This is a genomic window from Salinimicrobium soli, from assembly GCF_048323655.1.
GTDB lineage: Bacteria > Bacteroidota > Bacteroidia > Flavobacteriales > Flavobacteriaceae > Salinimicrobium > Salinimicrobium soli.
In genome coordinates this window covers 134,881-153,869 of sequence record NZ_JBLUWW010000006.1, presented here as the reverse complement: position 1 = coordinate 153,869, position 18,989 = coordinate 134,881, and the positions used below count along the sequence as shown (strand labels likewise).

Here is an 18,989-nt window from a genome sequence, read left to right as displayed (position 1 = left end):
TTGGGTTAGAAAGAAAAAAGCTGCCGGCGAACCGGCAGCTTTGAAAAAGTTTATATCTAAAAGACGTCTGAGTTCGCCTTCAATTTCTCTGTATTTTCTACAAGTTGCAGCTCATCAATGATCTTCTGAATATCTCCGTTGATAATATTTGAAAGATCATACAAAGTTAGTCCAATACGGTGATCGGTCACCCGGCCCTGCGCGTAATTGTAGGTACGGATCTTTGCACTACGGTCACCACTGGAAACCATCGAGTTTCGTTTGGCAGCATCTGCTTCCATCTTCTTTGCCAACTCCATTTCGTAAAGCCTGGATCTTAAAACCCTGAACGCTTTATCCTTGTTCTTGTGCTGAGATTTCTGATCCTGGCACTGTGCAACCAATCCTGTAGGTATGTGCGTCAATCGAACCGCCGAATAGGTGGTGTTCACCGACTGCCCTCCCGGTCCTGAAGAACAGAAGTAGTCAATTCTCACATCCTTAGGATCGATCTCCACATCAAATTCTTCAGCTTCGGGCAATACCATCACAGTAGCTGCAGAGGTATGCACCCGACCTTGGGTCTCGGTTTGCGGCACACGTTGTACACGGTGTACCCCGGCTTCAAACTTCAAAGTTCCGTATACGTCTTCGCCGGTCACATCAAAAATGATCTCCTTGAATCCGCCGCTGGTCCCTTCGCTAAAGTCAACGATCTGGTGTTTCCAGCCTTTGCTCTCAATGTATTTGGTGTACATACGGTAAAGATCTCCCGCGAAGATACTCGCTTCATCTCCTCCGGTACCGGCACGTATCTCCATCACCACGTTCTTGGCATCTTCAGGATCTTTCGGTACGAGCATCATTCTTATCTTCTCTTCCAAAGCAGGGAGTTGTTCCTTGGCCTCTTCCATCTGCATCTTCGCCATCTCGGTCATTTCGGGATCGCTGCCATCGGCAATGATCTCCTCGGCTTCAGAAATATTCTGGCTAAGCGTCATGTATTTCTCACGCTCGTCCATCAGCTTTTTCAGCTCCTTGTACTCCTTGTTCAGTTCAATATAACGCTTTTGATCAGCAATCACCGCGGGCTGAATGATCAGGTCATTCACCTCGTCAAAACGTTGCTTCACAATATTCAATTTCTCGATCATAACATCTTCTTGTAAAGCGCAAATTTACGATAAATCCACGGATTTTTAAGAATGCTTTTTTCTGCGGAAAAAAATTCCTACAGCCCGAAAAATGGGCCGAAAATTGCCGATTCAGCTGAAATAAACTACCTTATTTGGGATGAGTCAACTGAAGAAAATAGGTTTGGGCGGAGGTTGTCACTGGTGTACCGAAGCTGTTTTTCAATCGGTACCGGGGGTGGTCAAAGTCGAACAGGGATATATAGCTTCGGAAGGAGCTGCTTCAGAACTTTCGGAAGCTGTCATTGTTCATTACCATTCAAAAAAGGCATTTTTGGAACAGCTTATCCGGGTGCATCTTCACACCCACAGCTCCACTTCCCGACATTCCTTCCGCGGAAAGTATCGCAGCGCGATCTACTATTTCTCTTCAGAAGATGGTAAAGCAGCAGAAAAGACCCTGGAAAAGCTGCAGCAGGAATTTTCCGAAAAAATTGTCACGAAAGTTCTGCCTTTCCGGAAATTTGAGGCCTCCAGGGAAGCTATTCAAGACTACTATATAAAGCATCCTGAAGCGCCTTTTTGTAAGAGGTATATTGAGCCGAAGCTGAAGGTTACAAAGAAAATTATCTCTTGAATTTTTCACACAAAGACCACAGAGAGTAAAGAAAGAGCACAAAGGGATTTCATAAAGAATTGTATCTTAAGGCAATGGAGGGAAATTTATCATACAAGATTATTGGAATTGCTCTCGAGCTGCACAAAAACCTTGGACCGGGTTTGCTTGAATCATCTTATGAAAACGCATTGGCCTATGACCTCAGAAATGCCGGTCTTGAAGTCAAGCAGCAACATCCAATGCCTTTTTTATACAAAGATGTAAAAATGGATGTAGGGTATAGGATAGACCTTTTGGTAGAAAATGAAATTATTATTGAAATAAAATCATTGGAGAATCTTGCACCTGTCCATTTCGCACAACTTCTCACTTACCTTAAACTATCTGAGCTGAAGCTGGGCCTATTGATCAATTTCAACACCAAACTTCTTAAAGATGGAATTCACAGAATAGTGAATTAACCCAATCTCTTAGTGCGCTTATTTTTATCTTATTTTGCTTTGTGTGAAATAAAATTTACCTGTACTCAAACTTTCCAAACTCGCTTTTGATCGTAAGCTTTTTCTCTTCAGAAGCCTCTACCCTGCCCACGATCTTTGCATCTACTTCGAAGGATTTGGAAATTGCGATAATATCTTCAGCGATCGATTCATCCACATAAAGTTCCATGCGGTGTCCCATGTTGAAGACCTGGTACATTTCTTTCCAGTCGGTGCCGCTTTCTTCCTGAATAAGTTTAAACAGTGGAGGCACCTCAAAAAGATTGTCTTTTACCACATGAACTTTGTCAACGAAATGCAACACTTTCGTCTGTGCTCCACCGCTGCAATGAACCATTCCAAAAATGTCATTTTTCGAATACTTTTCCAGGATCTTCTTGATCACCGGCGCATAAGTCCGGGTCGGGGAAAGCACCAGTTTCCCCGCATCAAGTGGGGAATTTTCCACTTCGTCTGTCAGATTTTTCGAACCTCCGTAAACCAGGTCATTCGGGATAGCGGAGTCAAAACTTTCCGGATATTTTATTGCCAAATAATTGCTGAACACATCATGGCGTGCAGAGGTCAAACCGTTACTGCCCATTCCGCCGTTATATTCTTTCTCGTAAGAAGCCTGCCCAAAGGAAGAAAGTCCCACGATCACATTTCCGGGTTTGATGTTCGCATTGTCGATCACCTCACTGCGCTTCATACGCGCAGTCACGGTAGAGTCGACGATTATGGTGCGCACGAGGTCGCCTACATCGGCAGTTTCGCCACCTGTGGAGTGAATATTTATTCCGAAGCTTTTAAGATCTTGAAGGAGCTCTTCTGTACCATTAATAATAGCAGAAATCACCTCTCCTGGCACCAGGTTCTTGTTACGGCCGATGGTTGAGGAAAGCATAATGTTGTCAACAGCACCCACACACAGGAGATCATCGATGTTCATGATAAGGGCATCCTGGGCAATTCCTTTCCAGACGGAAAGGTCGCCGGTCTCTTTCCAGTACATATAAGCCAGGGAAGATTTGGTACCCGCACCATCGGCATGCATGATGAGACAGTAGTCCTCGTCTCCTGTAAGATGATCGGGAACGATCTTACAGAATGCCTGCGGAAAAAGTCCTTTGTCGACGTTCTTTATAGCGTTGTGTACATCTTCTTTTCCTGCCGATACACCTCTACCGGCATATCTTTTACTGATCTCTTTGCTCATGTTGGTGTGTTTGTGGCTTCAAAGATACAGAGTTTTTAAGCTTTTAGCCACTTCAGAATAAAGGAAAAGCCACACGTTAGGTGTGGCTTTATAATTATAAAAAACTTGAGGATTATCTGATGAATAGTAATTCTCTGTACTTGGTTAGCGGCCAGATCTCATCGTCTACCAACAACTCTAATTTATCGCAGTGGTATCTGATCTCATCAAAATGAGGCTTCACATTGTCACAGTAGGCTATTGCCTTTTCTTCGGCATCCTCAATCTTATTTGCCTTTTTACGTGCTTCTACCATATTGGTAACTCCCGAATTGATCTTGGCAATATGGCGGGAAATATCTTCAATGATCTCAAGTTGCTCTTTCGAGTGTTTCTTAAAGTCATTTTCATAGATATCTTTCAAGCCCCTTACGTTCTCGATAAGAATGTTCTGGTAACGTATAGCTGTAGGAATTACGTGGTTCTTAGCGATATCTCCAAGAATACGGCTTTCTATTTGCACCTTCATTACGTATTCTTCAAGCTCGATCTCGTGACGTGCTTCAGTCTCGATTCGGTTCATCACTCCAAGCTCTTCAAATAAAGCAATGGTCTTTTCAGAAACTTTTGCCTTAAGAGCCTGAGGCGTATTTTTATTATTACTTAGTCCGCGTTTCGCTGCTTCTTTTTCCCAGGCTTCAGAATATCCATCTCCTTCAAAACGGATATTTTTAGAGTCCTTGATGTATTCTCTAAGAACATTGAAGATGGCATCGTCCTTCTTCATTTTCTTGCCTTTGATCAACTCATCTACCTCTTTTTTGAATTCCTTCAGCTGTTTAGCCACAATCGAATTGAGGACTGTCATTGGCTGTGCACAGTTGGCAGTAGAACCAACAGCACGGAACTCAAATTTATTTCCGGTGAAGGCAAAAGAAGAAGTCCTGTTACGGTCGGTATTATCCAAGAGGATCTCCGGAATTTTTCCTACCACGTTCAGTTTTAGTTCGGTCTTTTCCTGCGGAGAAAGCTTCCCATCAGTTACTTTTTCGAGTTCGTCAAGAACTTCAGTTAATTGGGATCCGATAAAAGTTGAAATAATAGCAGGAGGCGCTTCGTTGGCTCCCAAACGGAAGTCGTTAGATGCACTTGCAATAGAAGCTCTTAACAACTCCTCATTATCATGCACCGCTTTAATGGTGTTGATAAAGAAAGTAAGGAACTGCAGGTTCTTCATTGGAGTAGAACCCGGACCTAAAAGGTTAACACCGGTATCTGTACTTAAAGACCAGTTGTTGTGTTTTCCACTTCCGTTGATTCCCGCAAAAGGTTTTTCATGGAAAAGGACCACAAAGTTGTGTCTCTCAGCCACCCTGGTCATCACATCCATTAACAGGGAGTTATGATCTACAGCAAGGTTAGCCTCCTCAAAAATAGGCGCCAACTCGAACTGGTTTGGAGCTACCTCATTGTGACGGGTCTTAACCGGCACTCCCAGTAGCATACATTCTTTCTCAAGATCGCGCATAAAACCAAGTACTCGCGACGGAATTGATCCAAAATAGTGATCATCCAACTGCTGACCTTTAGCAGGAGAATGTCCTAAAAGGGTTCTTCCCGCAAGGGTGATATCAGGTCTGCTCGCTGCAAGTGCTGAGTCCACAAGGAAATATTCCTGCTCCCAACCAAGCGTTGCCTGTACTTTAGATACATTTTTATCAAAATATTTAGCAACATCGGTAGCGGCGTGATCCACTGCCTGAAGTGCTCTTAAAAGTGGCGTTTTAAAATCAAGCGCTTCCCCGGTATAAGAAACGAATACACTTGGAATACATAGAGTAGTTCCATAAATGAACGCAGGAGAAGTAGGATCCCAGGCAGTATACCCACGGGCTTCAAAAGTGTTTCTAATTCCACCGTGTGGGAAACTTGAAGCATCAGGTTCCTGCTGTACCAATTGGCCACCGCCAAATTTTTCGATTGCAAGGCCATCACCAATCGTTTCAAAAAAGGCATCGTGCTTTTCAGCAGTGCTTCCTGTCAAAGGCTGGAACCAGTGAGTGTAGTGGGTCGCTCCTTTAGAGATCGCCCATTCTTTCATCCCGGTAGAAATGTGATCGGCAATGGTGCGGTCAATTTTCTTTCCGGTGGCGTTTGCCTCCATTACGCTCTGGTAAGCTTCTTTTGTAAGGAATTGACGCATAACGCTCTCAGTGAAAACGTTCTTTCCGAACAATTCTGAGCGTCGGATCTTTTCGTCAACTTCAATTGGTTTACGGTTAAGGGTTTCTTTTAGGGCCTGAAATCGAAGTGTTGCCATTTTTGTTGTGCTGTTTTTGTTGAACGGCACAAATATATAATTTTTATATACACCCCTAATTTTTTAAGGGGTATTTCTGAAACTTTTAGTAAAAATTTACAAGCACCCCCTGAAAAATCCTATCCAAGGAATGCTAGACCTACAAAAACAACGTATCCTATAAACAAAAGCAAGCCTTTTAATCTGCCCATGGTAAATTTGCGAGGTAAGAAGGCCAGAGGAATAAGAATAAAAGAAATACCCATCATCCAGAAGATATCACTGGTCAACATCTCTTCAGACTTCACCACTATAGGTTGAATAATAGCAGTAATCCCTAAAACCGAAGCAATATTGAAAATGTTGGAACCTATAAGGTTCCCCAGAGAAATGGCTTTTTCCTGTTTTAAAGCAGCGATGAGTGAAGCTGCGAGTTCCGGTACACTGGTACCTATTGCGATCATGGTGACCGAGATCACCCTTTCGCTTACGCCGAGTGTTGTAGCCAGCTCAACAGCACCGGTAACCAGCAATTCAGAGCCACCATATAAAGCAACTCCTCCAATGAACAGCCAGATCAGCATTTTGAAAACTGAGGTGGTCTGTAAATTCGGATCAACTTCATCGGCCTGTAATTCAGGTTTACGACGAGCCCTTCTTATTAAAAGTACTAAATAGAGAACTATCCCTCCCAAAAGAATAAATCCTTCCATACGGGAAAGGATCCTTTCAGAAAGTAGGAAGAAGTACAGTACAAAAGAAAAGATCATCATTACAGGCCAGTTGAACCTGTAGAAGTCACGATCGATGAGCAAGGGGGAAACCAGGGCGGTCAAACCCAGAACAAGACCGATATTAGCAATATTTGAACCTATTACATTTCCCAGAGAGATATCAGAAAAACCTTCAAGAGCAGCCTGTAGACTCACGAGTAATTCCGGAGCAGAAGTAGCAAAGGAAACCACGGTAAGACCTATTACCATTCGGGAAAGGTTCAGCCTAAAAGAAATAGCCACACTGGATCTCACCAGGAACTCTCCTCCAACAACGAGTAAGACAAACCCCAGGAAAATAAATAATATGCTCATCAATTTTTTTGTGCGAAGATAAAGGTTCTCAAACAAATCTTATGGTATGCTATGACCAATAGATCTTTAACAATTATTTTCTATCTTCAGTTTCTCAAAAAGACAGATCGACCAACACTTATAAAATGAAAAAGAAATTTTTCAGGCTCCTCGCAGGAATAAATAAAAAGCTATTACCCAGCTATAGCAAAAAACGCCTGGACCTTGCCAAAGCCAGCAATCTTCAAAAGGCGGTTATAGGATGGAAGCTTTATGTCACCAAACGTGCACTGGGAGACTAAAAAGTGAACAACGAAGTAACTTCGTAACCTTTTAGCTTTTCCTTTCCGTTCAAAAAGGCCAGGTCCATCAGGAAATTACACTGAATGATCTCGCCGCCCATCTTTTCCACCAGCTTGCAGGCCGCCGCTGCAGTACCTCCGGTAGCCAGAACGTCATCGTGAATGAGCACTTTTTCCCCTTTTTGAATAGCATCTACATGTACTTCCAGCACATCTTCGCCATACTCGAGGGAGTAACTCTCACGATGGGTCTCAAAAGGTAATTTTCCGGGTTTTCTCACCGGAACAAATCCTGCACCCAATCGCTGTGCGAGTAAGGTGGCAAAGAAAAAGCCTCTGGATTCTATCCCTACTACTTTATCAATAGAAGAGTCCCTGAGGAAATCCAGCAGCGCCAAAGTGGTTCTTTCAGTGGCTCCAGGATTCTGAAGCAGTGGGGTAATATCTTTATAAATTATTCCGGGTTTTGGAAAATCGGCAATATCCCGGATGTACTTTTGGAGTTCTTTCATCAGAAAATATTTGCTTACGAAGATAAAGCTTTCCTGCTGAAAGAAGGTTTCCAAAAAAGCCTTTTTTGAAGATCGATCGCGGTCCTTTTTTCCTATAACTTTTGAAGTAAATTTTACAAAAAATGTCAGAATTTTAAGATTCAAAAAAGGTGTTTTAACGAGGAACTTCATCTTCTCATAAACTTAAGTTAAGAGCTGATTTTGCATGGGGGATTTCCCTCATTTTTGCTATATTCTACTAGCCCTCCGTTTTTCGACAAACCCTTTAAAACCAAGGTAATGAGCGATCACCTAAAACGGGAAAATTTACTCCGCCAGTTGTTGGAAGACAATTTTGTGCTCGCTAAACAAAGTAGACGCATCAGGGATATTATTACCGATCCTTCTCTTAAGAAATATTTTCAAAATCTCAGCTCAAGACACAACCAATTTGCAATAGAACTTCGGGAGGAAATTAATTTTTATGGAGGACAGGTTCCTTACATTCCGCCACCAGCTTTTGAACGCAATTGGAAAGAACTTTCCGCAGGAAGCATTAAAAAACTCCTGAAGAAATCTTATAAGCTTCACAAAAAGGCGATGCGTGACTATCGCACTGCCCTTTCACAGATCAATGATGGTTCCTGCCGGGAGATATTTATTCGACACAAAGCGAGATTTGAAAATATGCTTTTTGAATTAAAATCTCTCAAAACCCTTCTAAGTTTCAGAAAAGAAAATTGGAGACGCCAGGAACAGGAAACCTGATCCCTTACTTCAACTTATTTGCACTCATCGATGACAGGCGATCTTATTTTTCGTTGAATTCTTATATTGCAGGAGAGAAATCAATACTTAATCGAAACTCCTACCATGAAAAAAAAGCTTCTCCTGGGCTTTGTAGCAATACTAAGCCTGCAGCTAACTTATGCCCAGAAATCAACCCTTAGTGTTGAAAAGATCATGCAAGACCCCATTTGGATGGGAACCTTTCCCTCTGATGTTTCATGGGGTGCGCACAGTGAAAACATTTACTTCAAATACAATCCGGAGAAAAATCCTGAAGATTCCCTCTACAAGATCAATATTAATAACAGGGATAAAATTGTAAAAGTGGATTGGAGAGAGCAGGAAAAACTCCTCCCCTCACGTGGCGATTTCAATGATGCGCATACCTGGAAAGTCTACACGAGAGATAACAGTCTTTTTATTTACGACCTGAAGAAGCGCAATGAAAAGCAACTACTGGAGTTGGGACAACCTATACAGGACCCTCAATTTCTTGCAGACGAAAACATGTTGAGCTTTGTACTTGATAACAATGCATATACCTACAACCTGGAAACCGGAGTTCTAAAAAAGCTTACCAATATAGAATCAGGTGATAAAAAAGAGAAGAAAGAAAAGGAACTTTCTGCCCAGGATGAATGGTTAAAACAGGAAAATCTGGAGCTGTTGGATGTGGTGGAACAACGGGAGAAGAAAAAAAAGGCGACTGAGGAATACCGTGAAATGACAGGGAAACCTGAGCCTTATACCTACTACGCCGGTAAAAAAAGGGTCTATAATCTCACCGTTTCCCCAGATGCCCGGTATGTCACTTTTAACCTTATCACCCGCAAAGAGAATAAAGATACAGGAGTACCTGATTATACCGATGCTTCAGGATATACCGTCGATCTACCTGCCCGTAGTAAAGTGGGAGGAGAACAGTCTGAAGTGGAAATGGCTATTTATAATGTAGAACAGGACACGGTTTATAATGTTCAAACAGATGCTCTTCCCGGAATACAGGATCTGCCAGATTATGTAAAAGATTACCCGGATAAGGAGTGGGAAAAGGAAAACCGGGAGGTAATTCCTTCAGGACCATACTTCTCAGAAAACGGAAAAAAAGCGGTGGTCAACGTTCGGTCTCATGACAATAAAGACAGATGGATCGCAGCCCTGGACCTGGAAACAGGTGCACTGCAATCCCTGGACCGGCAGCGAGATGAAGCCTGGATCGCAGGCCCGGGAATAGGATATTCATTTGGAGGTGCAACCATGGGATGGCTACCCGATAATAAAACGATCTATTTTCAAAGTGAAGAAAGTGGTTATTCGCACTTGTACCTGTTGAATACGGAATCAGGGAAAAAGCAGCAACTTACTTCTGGAGATTATGAAGTATTTGATCCATTCCTTTCCAAAGACAAAAAGCATTGGTTCCTCACTACTTCGGCAGAAGGACCCGGAGTAAGACATTTCTATAAAATGCCTGTTAGAGGAGGAAAAATGGAAAAACTCACCCAACTCACAGGGAATAATGAGGTATATCTTTCTCCAGACGAAAATTACATGGCGATCAGGTATTCCTACAGCAACAAACCCTGGGAACTTTATCTTAAAAAGACTTCAGCCAAAGCGGAAGCAGTACAACTTACTTCAGGTCAATCTGAAGAATTTAGCAGTTATGACTGGCGCGATCCTGAAATGATCATGTTTGAGGCACAAGATGGAGCGAAAGTCCCTGCAAGGCTATATGTTCCAACCGCAGCGGCAAAGAACGGAGCTGCAGTTATCTTTGTCCACGGCGCCGGATACCTGCAAAACGCGCACCAGTGGTGGTCTACCTATTTCAGGGAATATATGTTCCACAACTTACTTACCGATCTTGGATATACCGTACTTGATATTGACTACCGCGGAAGCGCGGGGTACGGACGCGACTGGCGCACCGGAATATACCGACATATGGGAGGAAAAGATCTTTCTGATCAGGTGGCGGGAGCCAATTACCTGATAGAGAATCAGAATATTGACCCGGAAAGAATCGGTATTTACGGCGGAAGTTATGGTGGATTTATTACGCTGATGGCCATGTTTACAGAACCTGAGACTTTCAAATCTGGAGCTGCTTTGCGTTCGGTTACAGACTGGGCGCATTACAATCACGGGTACACTTCCAATATTCTGAACGAACCGGTAAATGATCCTATAGCCTATCGTCGCTCCTCTCCTATTTATTTTGCCGAAGGCCTTGAAGGCAATCTTTTGATCGCCCACGGAATGACAGACACTAATGTCCATTTTCAGGATGTGGTGAGATTGGCTCAAAGACTTATCGAATTGGGTAAGGAAGATTGGGAGCTGGCAGTATTTCCCGTTGAAGATCACGGGTTCGTTGAACCCAGTAGCTGGACCGATGAATACAGACGCATACTGGAACTTTTCAATGAAACATTGTTGAAATAACTTCAGAAAGTTCAAGAGCCGGAGGCTGATTAATACCAGTTTCCGGTTCTTTTTTGACCATTATTTAAATTGTAGGATTTTTATTACATTCAACCTTTATCTCAGAAGATAAAACACATTTTTCTTAGTTAAAAAGAGAAATATTCATAACTATTTATTATTGAGGGATTTATTTTTAATCCTATATTTGCTGATCTTAACAAATATTTAAGAATCAATCAATTCCGGCATGACCTCTACACTCACCGACCTTCACTGGAAAATGGTTTTCAAAACCATTGACTGTCCCAGCCTGCTGTTAAAGCCGGGTGACGGTTCAAAGTTCGAGGTGGTTTCTCTCAACAATGCGTTCACCGAACTCACCGGAGTTTGTGAAGCAAAATTAGAAGGAAGGCCTGTGGGAGAAGGATTCCCAGAGTGCACCGAATTTGAAGAGATACAACAATCTCTTGAAAAAGTCCGGGAAAGCGGTGAAAAGGAAATCACCGGAGTCATTGAATGGACCCTTCAGGCAGAAGAAAGATCGTTTTATTTTGAGCTGAATCCCCTGAAGGATGAGGCAGAAACTGTGCTCTACATTCTTCTGAGCATTAAGGAAATCACGCTCCGGAAAAAACTTGAGAAACGGGAAAAACAATTGAATGAGGAGCTGGCAATTGTGCGCCAGGAATACCGGAATTTCGTTCGGGAAAACCCCGACGGGCTCTATCGGCTGGATCTGCAGGGAAATTTCTTACATGCGAATGAAAGTGTGGCCAGAATGGCAGATCTTCCATTGGACGAACTGCTTAAAATGAGTTTTCTTCCTTTCTGTGCACCCCATCATAAAGAACATATTTTAAACCATTTTCAGAAAGCGGCCAACGGAGAAATAACTTCCTTTGAAGGTGACTTTATTTCCGCTACGGGCAAGACCGTGAATCTAAAGATCCTTTTGATGCCCATGTTCCTTGATGGAAAAGTGGCAGAAGTCCATGGAATTTCTAAAGATGTCACCGAAATTAGACAGACGGAAAAAGTAATGGTCGAAAAAAGCCGTTTTTTGGAGGTTAATGCTGCATTCATTAGTTCCCTTTTGGAAAGTGAGATCAATGATGCTACCCTTCAGGAAACCTTCGGAGTTATTGCACAAACTGTACAGGCCGACAGAATGTACTATTTTGGTGCAGACAGAGATCCTGACAATGGCGAGATCCTTATCAGCCAAAAGGTTGAATGGTGCAGCGACAAAACAATTCCGCAAATCGACAATTTGGAGTTGCAGAACATGCCGATCAAAAAAGTGGAAGAGATCACTGCCCCACTTATAAAGAATCAACCATTCAAAGCAGGGATCAGTGATCTGAAAAAGGGAGAATTAAAGAGTATTTTTATTGAGCAGGATATAAAAAGCATGCTTCTCCTGCCAATCTTCCTGGGAGAAAGCCTCTACGGTTTTGTAGGATTTGATGACTGCACCAGGGAGAGAAAGTGGAAGGAAGAAGAAGTAACTTTTTTGAAAAGCCTTACTCAAAACCTTACCAACGCTTTTGAAAAGCGGGAAGCCCTGCAAAAGGTAAGAAAGCGTGAAGAAGATCTTAAACGTAGTGAACAGAAATTCAGGGCGCTGGTACAGGAAGGATCTGATCTTATTGCCATTTTAGATACTGAAGGTTATTATTCTTTCGTCAGTGAGAATTATGACAACATACTTGGTTTTGATCCAAAGGAATTAATTGGCAAAAATTCCTTTCATTTTATTCATCCGGAAGACTGGGCGCGGGTAAAAGAACAGTTCAATAAGTTACAGACCCAAAAACAGGTAAAAATTGCTCCTTTCCGCTTTCGGAATAAAAAAGGCGAATGGAAATGGAGCCAAACTACAGTAACCAACCTGTTGAACGATTCAGCAGTTAACGGGATAGTAGCTAATTCCCGCGACATAACCACTATCATTGAGCAGGCAAGGGAGATCGAACATATCAACGAACGCTATCAACTGGCAGCAACTGCCACTCAGGACCTTATATATGATTGGGATATTCTCACAAATGAGGTGAATAGATTCCATAGAGGACAGCAAAAGTTATTTGGATACCCTGCCGATGAAGTCAATAAAAAAGACTTTTGGAGAAATCATATTCATCCCGATGACTTTCAGGAAGAAAAAAAGCTGTTGTCCCAAACGCTTTCTGATCCTAAAGAAAATTTTATCAAATCTGCCTACCGCTTCAGGAGAGCAGACGGCACTTATGCCAAGGTTGTTGACAAAGGGTACATCATAAGAGATTGTGACGGTAGGCCTTTAAGGCTAATTGGCGCCACCAGTGACATTTCTGATATCACTGCTAAAAAGGAGGCTCTCAAGATCGCGAATAAGCGATTCAAGATGGCCATGAAGGCGACCAACGAAATGATCTGGGATTGGGATATTGCAACAGATTCTGTAACCCGAAGCAAAGGTTACAAGAAGATCTTTGGCTATGACACCAATGATGCCACTTCGGTGCACTCGTTCTGGCTTACAAAAGTTGCAAGTGCTGACAGGGAGAAGGTAGTAAATTCCCTTAATAAGGCCCTGGAAAACTGTACCGTTAAAAAGTGGAAACTGGAGTACCGTATCATAAAAGCCGATGGAACCGTTGCTTATGTAAGTGACCGCGGATATATTCTTCGGAATGACTTCGGAAAAGCTACACGAATGGTAGGTGCTGTTCTGGACGTTACCAATTCAAGAAAACTTCTTAGAAGAGTACAGCGACAAAATGAGGTGCTCAAGGAGATCGCCTGGGAACAATCTCACCTGGTAAGAGCTCCCCTGGCTCGAATACAGGGCCTGGTAGACCTTCTGGAAGAGGAGAACGCAGATGGAATTTCCAGGGAAGATATTTTAGAACTTATCCAGAATTCCGCAGATGAACTGGATTGTATTATCAGGAGCATCGTCAAGAAAACTGAAGAAATAAGTCCGCGGACAAACTAATTCCTCTTGTTCCTTTTCTAAAGTGCCCCTTTTTTAAGAACTTCGGGGTTCATCTGGAAAAGACATGAAGAAACTAGCCGTAGCACTGGCCGGATATGGTTCAGGGGGAAAAATTTACAACGCCCCAATTATCTCAGGAGTTGAAGGATTATCCATTACTCACATCCTAACCTCAAATCCCAAAAATGTAGAAGCAGCGAAGCTGGACTTTCCTACAGCTGCAGTCGTCTCCTCTTACGAAGAGATTTTGAACAACCCTAACGTTGACCTAGTAATTATCCTCTTACCCAATCACCTGCATTTTGAGTATGCTAAACGCGCTCTTGAAGCAGGAAAACATGTGGTGGTAGAAAAACCTATCACGCCAACCACTGCGGAAGCAGATGAATTAATTAGCCTGGCTAAGGAAAAGAACCTGATCTTAAGTGTTAATCATAACAGGCGTTATGACAGCGATGTCCGCACGGTTCAGAAACTTCTGAAGGAAAAGAAACTGGGAGATATCGTGGAATACGAAACCCACTTTGATCGTTTCCGCCCACAAATAAAACCCGGATGGAAGGAACAGGAAGACATTGCTGGCAGCGGGATCGTTTATGACTTGGGCAGTCACCTTATCGATCAGGCCCTGACACTCTTCGGAAAACCGGAAGCTGTTTATGCTGATATCCGTATCCAGCGAAAAATGGCAAAAGTACCCGACAATTTTGAGATCCTGTTGTTATATCCACACCTGAAGGTCACCCTTAAAGCCGGAATGCTGGTCAACGGAAAAGGTCCCACAATCAGCATTTTTGGGACCCGCGGCAGCTTTACAAAATTCGGGGTCGATTTACAGGAGGAAAGCCTGAAGCAGGGAAAAACACCTCAAAATGACCCGGAATGGGGACAGGAACCACAGGAAATTTGGGGACAAATTAATACGATAGAAGAACAAGGCCGGTATTCCAGCGAAAAAGGGGATTACCGCATACTTTATCAGAATGTTTATCAAGCAATTCTTGGGAACCAAGAACTTGAAGTCACGGCGCAACAGGCAAGAGATGTTATCAGGGTCATTGAACTCGCATATGAGAGCAACACCCGCCGCTGTGAAATGCCGTTTTCCTGAAAAACTTCTAGATCTTCAGCTTTTTAAAATATCGCTGTGCTTCTTTCAATACCCGAGGTGCCATTATCAAGGTGGAAACCATCGTTGGAATGGCCATTAGCGCGAAGAACCCATCGATCAGGTTGATCATTAAGCTAAGGGAAGTTGTCGCACCAATTAATATACTCAATACATAGAAGTAGTTGTAGTAATGTTTTCTTTCAGCCCCTATCAGGAATGACAAACATTTCGTTCCGTAGTAAGAATAGGAAAACAATGAGGAAACACTAAAAATGGCGATACAGACCAGCAACAGGTAATTTCCGTAGAAAGGAATGGATTGATCGAAGGCAGCTGCCGTTAAACTTACCCCGTTAACATCGGTAGTTTTCCAGACGCCTGTTACAAGAATAGCCATTCCGGTCAAAGAGCAAACAACGAGTGTATCAATTGCCGGCCCAAGCATTGCTACCAAACCTTCACGCACAGGTTCTGTCGTTTTGGCGGCTCCATGAGCCATAGGTGCGGTACCTATCCCGGCTTCATTTGAAAAGGCTCCCCTCCTGATACCAAGAATGATCAAACCGCCAAGCATACCACCCAAAAAGGGTTCTCCGGCATAATTTTCCGCAGCAAAAGCATCTGTAAAAATGAGAGCGAAATATTGTGGTACAACTTCAAAATTCACAAACAGAATTAGGAGAACAGAGATGAAGTATAGGGCTACCATTGCAGGTACTAACTTTGAAACCGTATTACTGATACGTTCCAGGCCACCAAAAATGACCACTGCGGTGATGGCTGCGAGAACCAGACCTATAATGAGATTGGAATAAAAGTCAACTTCGATCCCGTTGGGAGTAAGGAGTATATAATTTATAGCCTGAGTCAGCTGGTTGACATTAAAAACAGGTAGTGCTCCAATAAGTCCGGCGAGACTGAAAAAGGCCGCCATGACCCACCATTTCTTGCCCAGACCTTCGACTATAAAATACATGGGACCTCCCTGCAATTTTCCTTCGGTGTCGCGACCTCTGTACATTACGGCCAGGGTATTGGTAAAGAATTTGGTTGCCATACCAATGATGGCGCTCACCCATAGCCAGAACATGGCCCCGGGGCCACCAATAGCGATTGCCACTGCCACACCGGCAATATTTCCCATCCCAATGGTCGATGACAGAGCAGTAGACAAGGCCTTAAAGTGGTTGATCTCTCCCGGGTCATCGGGATTGTCATACTTCCCTCTCAACACCTCAAAAGAATGCCTCAGGTATCGGAAAGGAAGAAATTTTGAAAGAATCAGCAGATATAATCCACCACCGGTAAGTAAAATTAAAAGCGGAAGTCCCCAGACAAAGGAGGCGAATTCAGCTATAAACCCATCTAGTTCAGCCATGCAACAAATATAGCTATTGCCACAGATTATGCAAATGAATAATCTGCAGCCAACCAGGTTAAGAAAAGAAATTCCACATCTCCCGGACGGCCTTCAAACTTCTGTTTTAAAAGATTCTCCTTTAGTTAAGCTTTTCAGCCTTATGCCATTTAGTTTCCGGAAAAACTACGACACAACAAGAACACAAAAAACTGCTGAAAGACCAGAACAAATATTAGTTGATCAAAAAAATGCCTTTCAAAAAAGGCATTTTTGAATGCTTATTTTAGAGAGATCTAATCCCCTTTAAAAGAACTTAATAAGGCACCTCCAAAAATGGCTCCTGCAAGCAACAATAAGGAGCCCCGGTTTTCGACGATCAAATCATACACACTGTAGTTTTGCGCCTCCTCATTAAAATCTCCATGAGTTCCCTGGTCGCCGGGAACAGGTTCCCATAAATTATTTTTCCTGTCCGGATCTTCAGGTTCCTGCGTAAGCTGTCCTTCAATTCCATTTTTAGCCATATAGTGATCAAGGTATTCCGGCACCAGTTTGTTTCCCCAAACCGTCTGTACGGTTGAAAATCCTACCATTCTGAGGCGTTCCCCGGTTTCGGCTACTTCGGCCACAACGCGGGCAGCAACTTCTGGCTGGAAGATCTTGCCCATAGGTTTGGGTTTTCTTCCGAACCTGGTCTTGACCCAACCGAATTGAGTTGTGTTCATAGCCGGAAGATGCACTATTGAAAGATCTACATCAATATGGTCATGCAACAATTCAGCACGTAAGGATTCAAAAAAGCCCTGAATGGCATGCTTTGAAGCACAGTAGGCCGACTGCAGCGGAATTCCCCTGTAAGATAAAGCGGAACCTATCAGAATGATCTTACCATAGTTCCTTTCTTTCATCTTACGCAATGCCGCCAGTGTTCCGTAAACCTGACCCAGGTAGGTCACATCGGTTACCCGCTTGTACTCTTCCGGAGTCATATCAATGGCCTTACTAAAAACACTGACCATCGCGTTATTTATCCAGATATCGATTGGACCAATATTCTCTTCAGCAAAAGTTGCAGCCTCCTCCATTTGGTCGGGATTGGACACATCGGCCTCGTAGATCCAGGCGTGGCCGCCGGCATCTTCCACTTCCCGCTTGGCTCCTAAAAGTCCGTCTCTTCCACGTGCTATTAACAGAATACGATCTCCGTGTTTTGCAAATTCTTTCGCGGTTGCCCGGCCGACTCCTGCTGAGGCTCCCGTAATTACCACTACTCTGCTCTTCTTTTTCATATCGTTGGTTTTAGTTATTTAGATCAATTCCTCTCCTTTTAAATGTACCAATTATGAAAGCTGTCCAACGAAGGTTTAAGAATATTTGACATGCAATTTTTGGCATTTTTGCATAATCTTAGGACTTGATATTATTCAATGCTGAAAAGAGAATGATTAGGACTGAGTTCGTTTAGTGTTTGGATTTTGCTTTTCCATTTCCATCATATCGCACACCAGGCCAGCCCAGGTAAAATTATGAGCTCCATAACCCTCACCCGTAAAAGGATTGTAGTATTCGCGAAAGCCACTTTTCCTGATAAGTTTTTTGATGCTGTTGACAAGATTAGTCGCTTCATCATTGTAGCCCCGGTCGATAAAGAATTTATGTAGAAACCAGTTGTTAGTGATCCAGGTAGGGCCACGCCATATGAATATGGATTCCAGGGGATCAAAGGAAGATTCATTTTTAGCTACAGAAGGAATAGGATAACGGGCCTTGAATTCATTGCCATTGAAAAAGTGACGATCCATTACTTCTTCGGTTATTTCAGATGGAATGGTATTGAGAACAACAGGATAAAATATAGTAGGAGTAAGTACCTTTATCTGCTTATTATCTTTTCCGTAGCAATCATAAAAGGCCGCATCCTCCTTATTGTACATAAGTTTCATCATGCTTGCCGTCACCTTGTCTGCCAAATCTTGGTAATATGCTCCATCTTCCCCAACAGCCTCACAAAGAGTTGCCATGGCTCTCAAATTTTGGGCATAAATGGTATTGACCGCGACATCTTTCACTAAAAAATATCCTTTCTTATAGATCTTTTTGAGATCATAATTATGGATGAAATTCCGCAGGTCCACGCTCACTACCTTTCGGAAAAGTTTACTGTTAGCCAGTTTGGGACCGTATTTCAATGGAATATCGTAGGAGGGCTTCCAGTCCATTCCCGATTCAAAAGGAGAAATGATGGTGAGTAATTTATCTCCCTGAAAATCCCTGTGGGTGGCTAGCCAGTGATAATATTTTTTTAGCTTCGGAAGCATCTTCCGAAGAAACTCCTTATCTCCCGAATCTTTAAAGATCCTTTCCACAGCCTGTGCGATCAACGGTGGCTGGATAAGAGCACTCATGTGGCTTTGGTAAAAATTCTGAAACCGGGGCAATGATTGAAAAAAATCGGTCATTCGCCCGGGCTTCAACCGATCCCAATAAATCATATGCCCTACAAAACCGTCCTCGCTTTGGAGTGCAAAAAGGCTTTCCACGTGCTTCTTTGCCATATCGTGATCTCCAAGAGCAGAAAAGATAAAGACATGAAAGCAGGTGTCCCAGAAGAATTGATATGGATAACGCGATGGCGAGGGTCTGGTGAAATGGAAAGAAATATCGCCCTCAGCAACCCCTTCTTCCATATTGGCTTTTAAAAGTTCCCGTACACGTTCAAAAATCTCTTTATCGGTCATTCCTGGATTTTAAT

15 protein-coding genes are annotated in these 18,989 nt (G+C 42.9%); 7 read left to right on the top strand and 8 right to left on the bottom strand.

Features of this window, described 5'->3' with window-relative positions; all coding sequences use genetic code 11:
* Positions 1–56: 56 nt before the first annotated feature.
* Positions 57–1,133, bottom strand: a complete 1,077-nt coding sequence (prfA, locus tag ACNORC_RS14350; RefSeq protein WP_418336359.1) for a peptide chain release factor 1 — start codon at positions 1,131–1,133, stop codon at positions 57–59.
* A gap of 139 nt (positions 1,134–1,272) precedes the next feature.
* Between prfA and ACNORC_RS14345 the strand changes: the two genes are divergently transcribed.
* Together ACNORC_RS14345 and ACNORC_RS14340 are read left to right on the top strand one after the other, a co-directional pair.
* Positions 1,273–1,749: a peptide-methionine (S)-S-oxide reductase gene (locus tag ACNORC_RS14345; RefSeq protein ID WP_418336358.1), complete on the top strand. Its 477-nt coding sequence runs from the start codon at positions 1,273–1,275 to the stop codon at positions 1,747–1,749.
* A gap of 74 nt (positions 1,750–1,823) precedes the next feature.
* Positions 1,824–2,192 (top strand): GxxExxY protein, encoded by a 369-nt coding sequence (locus ACNORC_RS14340; protein WP_418336357.1) that lies wholly within the window; start codon positions 1,824–1,826, stop codon positions 2,190–2,192.
* A 55-nt stretch (positions 2,193–2,247) separates the two neighbouring features.
* Here ACNORC_RS14340 and ACNORC_RS14335 read toward each other — a convergent pair whose 3' ends face one another.
* The 3 genes from ACNORC_RS14335 to ACNORC_RS14325 form a co-directional block, all read right to left on the bottom strand.
* Entirely contained in the window at positions 2,248–3,429 is a 1,182-nt protein-coding gene (locus tag ACNORC_RS14335) for an AIR synthase related protein (RefSeq protein WP_418336356.1), read from the bottom strand.
* A gap of 112 nt (positions 3,430–3,541) precedes the next feature.
* Positions 3,542–5,728, bottom strand: coding sequence for a glutamine synthetase III family protein (locus ACNORC_RS14330; RefSeq protein ID WP_418336355.1), 2,187 nt, complete (start codon positions 5,726–5,728; stop codon positions 3,542–3,544).
* 119 nt (positions 5,729–5,847) lie between these two features.
* Positions 5,848–6,795: a calcium/sodium antiporter gene (locus tag ACNORC_RS14325; protein WP_418336354.1), complete on the bottom strand. Its 948-nt coding sequence runs from the start codon at positions 6,793–6,795 to the stop codon at positions 5,848–5,850.
* 125 nt (positions 6,796–6,920) lie between these two features.
* Here ACNORC_RS14325 and ACNORC_RS14320 point away from each other — a divergent pair, with 125 nt between their 5' ends.
* On the top strand, positions 6,921–7,076 hold the full coding sequence (locus tag ACNORC_RS14320) for an SsrA-binding protein (protein ID WP_418336353.1): 156 nt from the start codon (positions 6,921–6,923) through the stop codon (positions 7,074–7,076).
* On the opposite strand, the gene ACNORC_RS14315 is transcribed toward ACNORC_RS14320, so the two are convergent.
* On the bottom strand, positions 7,073–7,588 hold the full coding sequence (locus ACNORC_RS14315; RefSeq protein WP_418336352.1) for an adenine phosphoribosyltransferase: 516 nt from the start codon (positions 7,586–7,588) through the stop codon (positions 7,073–7,075). The genes ACNORC_RS14320 and ACNORC_RS14315 overlap by 4 nt on opposite strands.
* Positions 7,589–7,867: 279 nt before the next feature.
* On the opposite strand from ACNORC_RS14315, the gene ACNORC_RS14310 reads away from it, so the two are divergent.
* The 4 genes from ACNORC_RS14310 (at position 7,868) to ACNORC_RS14295 (ending at position 14,877) form a co-directional block, all read left to right on the top strand.
* Positions 7,868–8,335, top strand: a complete 468-nt coding sequence (locus ACNORC_RS14310) for a hypothetical protein (protein WP_418336351.1) — start codon at positions 7,868–7,870, stop codon at positions 8,333–8,335.
* Positions 8,336–8,440: 105 nt separating this feature from the next.
* Positions 8,441–10,804: a S9 family peptidase gene (locus ACNORC_RS14305; RefSeq protein ID WP_418336350.1), complete on the top strand. Its 2,364-nt coding sequence runs from the start codon at positions 8,441–8,443 to the stop codon at positions 10,802–10,804.
* A 229-nt stretch (positions 10,805–11,033) separates the two neighbouring features.
* A complete protein-coding gene (locus ACNORC_RS14300; protein WP_418336349.1) occupies positions 11,034–13,766 on the top strand; it encodes a PAS domain S-box protein in 2,733 nt (910 codons plus the stop codon).
* Positions 13,767–13,830: 64 nt separating this feature from the next.
* On the top strand, positions 13,831–14,877 hold the full coding sequence (locus ACNORC_RS14295; RefSeq protein WP_418336347.1) for a Gfo/Idh/MocA family oxidoreductase: 1,047 nt from the start codon (positions 13,831–13,833) through the stop codon (positions 14,875–14,877).
* A 7-nt stretch (positions 14,878–14,884) separates the two neighbouring features.
* Here ACNORC_RS14295 and ACNORC_RS14290 read toward each other — a convergent pair whose 3' ends face one another.
* From ACNORC_RS14290 to ACNORC_RS14280, 3 genes are all read right to left on the bottom strand, one after another.
* The gene (locus tag ACNORC_RS14290) at positions 14,885–16,255 is read right to left on the bottom strand and encodes an alanine/glycine:cation symporter family protein (RefSeq protein WP_418336345.1); all 1,371 of its coding nucleotides are present in this window, start codon (positions 16,253–16,255) and stop codon (positions 14,885–14,887) included.
* A 275-nt stretch (positions 16,256–16,530) separates the two neighbouring features.
* Positions 16,531–17,526 carry an SDR family oxidoreductase gene (locus ACNORC_RS14285; RefSeq protein WP_418336344.1) on the bottom strand — a complete coding sequence of 332 codons (996 nt, stop codon included), beginning with the start codon at positions 17,524–17,526 and terminating at the stop codon, positions 16,531–16,533.
* Between the two features lie 156 nt (positions 17,527–17,682).
* Complete coding sequence (locus ACNORC_RS14280) at positions 17,683–18,975, bottom strand: amylo-alpha-1,6-glucosidase (RefSeq protein WP_418336343.1); 1,293 nt, start codon at positions 18,973–18,975, stop codon at positions 17,683–17,685.
* Positions 18,976–18,989: the final 14 nt, after the last annotated feature.

Coding starts and splice junctions, on each gene's coding strand:
- prfA (WP_418336359.1), bottom strand. CDS start 1,133: ATGATCGAGAAATTGAATATTGTGAAGCAACGTTTTGACGAGGTGAAT.
- ACNORC_RS14345 (WP_418336358.1), top strand. CDS start 1,273: ATGAGTCAACTGAAGAAAATAGGTTTGGGCGGAGGTTGTCACTGGTGT.
- ACNORC_RS14340 (WP_418336357.1), top strand. CDS start 1,824: ATGGAGGGAAATTTATCATACAAGATTATTGGAATTGCTCTCGAGCTG.
- ACNORC_RS14335 (WP_418336356.1), bottom strand. CDS start 3,429: ATGAGCAAAGAGATCAGTAAAAGATATGCCGGTAGAGGTGTATCGGCA.
- ACNORC_RS14330 (WP_418336355.1), bottom strand. CDS start 5,728: ATGGCAACACTTCGATTTCAGGCCCTAAAAGAAACCCTTAACCGTAAA.
- ACNORC_RS14325 (WP_418336354.1), bottom strand. CDS start 6,795: ATGAGCATATTATTTATTTTCCTGGGGTTTGTCTTACTCGTTGTTGGA.
- ACNORC_RS14320 (WP_418336353.1), top strand. CDS start 6,921: ATGAAAAAGAAATTTTTCAGGCTCCTCGCAGGAATAAATAAAAAGCTA.
- ACNORC_RS14315 (WP_418336352.1), bottom strand. CDS start 7,588: ATGAAAGAACTCCAAAAGTACATCCGGGATATTGCCGATTTTCCAAAA.
- ACNORC_RS14310 (WP_418336351.1), top strand. CDS start 7,868: ATGAGCGATCACCTAAAACGGGAAAATTTACTCCGCCAGTTGTTGGAA.
- ACNORC_RS14305 (WP_418336350.1), top strand. CDS start 8,441: ATGAAAAAAAAGCTTCTCCTGGGCTTTGTAGCAATACTAAGCCTGCAG.
- ACNORC_RS14300 (WP_418336349.1), top strand. CDS start 11,034: ATGACCTCTACACTCACCGACCTTCACTGGAAAATGGTTTTCAAAACC.
- ACNORC_RS14295 (WP_418336347.1), top strand. CDS start 13,831: ATGAAGAAACTAGCCGTAGCACTGGCCGGATATGGTTCAGGGGGAAAA.
- ACNORC_RS14290 (WP_418336345.1), bottom strand. CDS start 16,255: ATGGCTGAACTAGATGGGTTTATAGCTGAATTCGCCTCCTTTGTCTGG.
- ACNORC_RS14285 (WP_418336344.1), bottom strand. CDS start 17,526: ATGAAAAAGAAGAGCAGAGTAGTGGTAATTACGGGAGCCTCAGCAGGA.
- ACNORC_RS14280 (WP_418336343.1), bottom strand. CDS start 18,975: ATGACCGATAAAGAGATTTTTGAACGTGTACGGGAACTTTTAAAAGCC.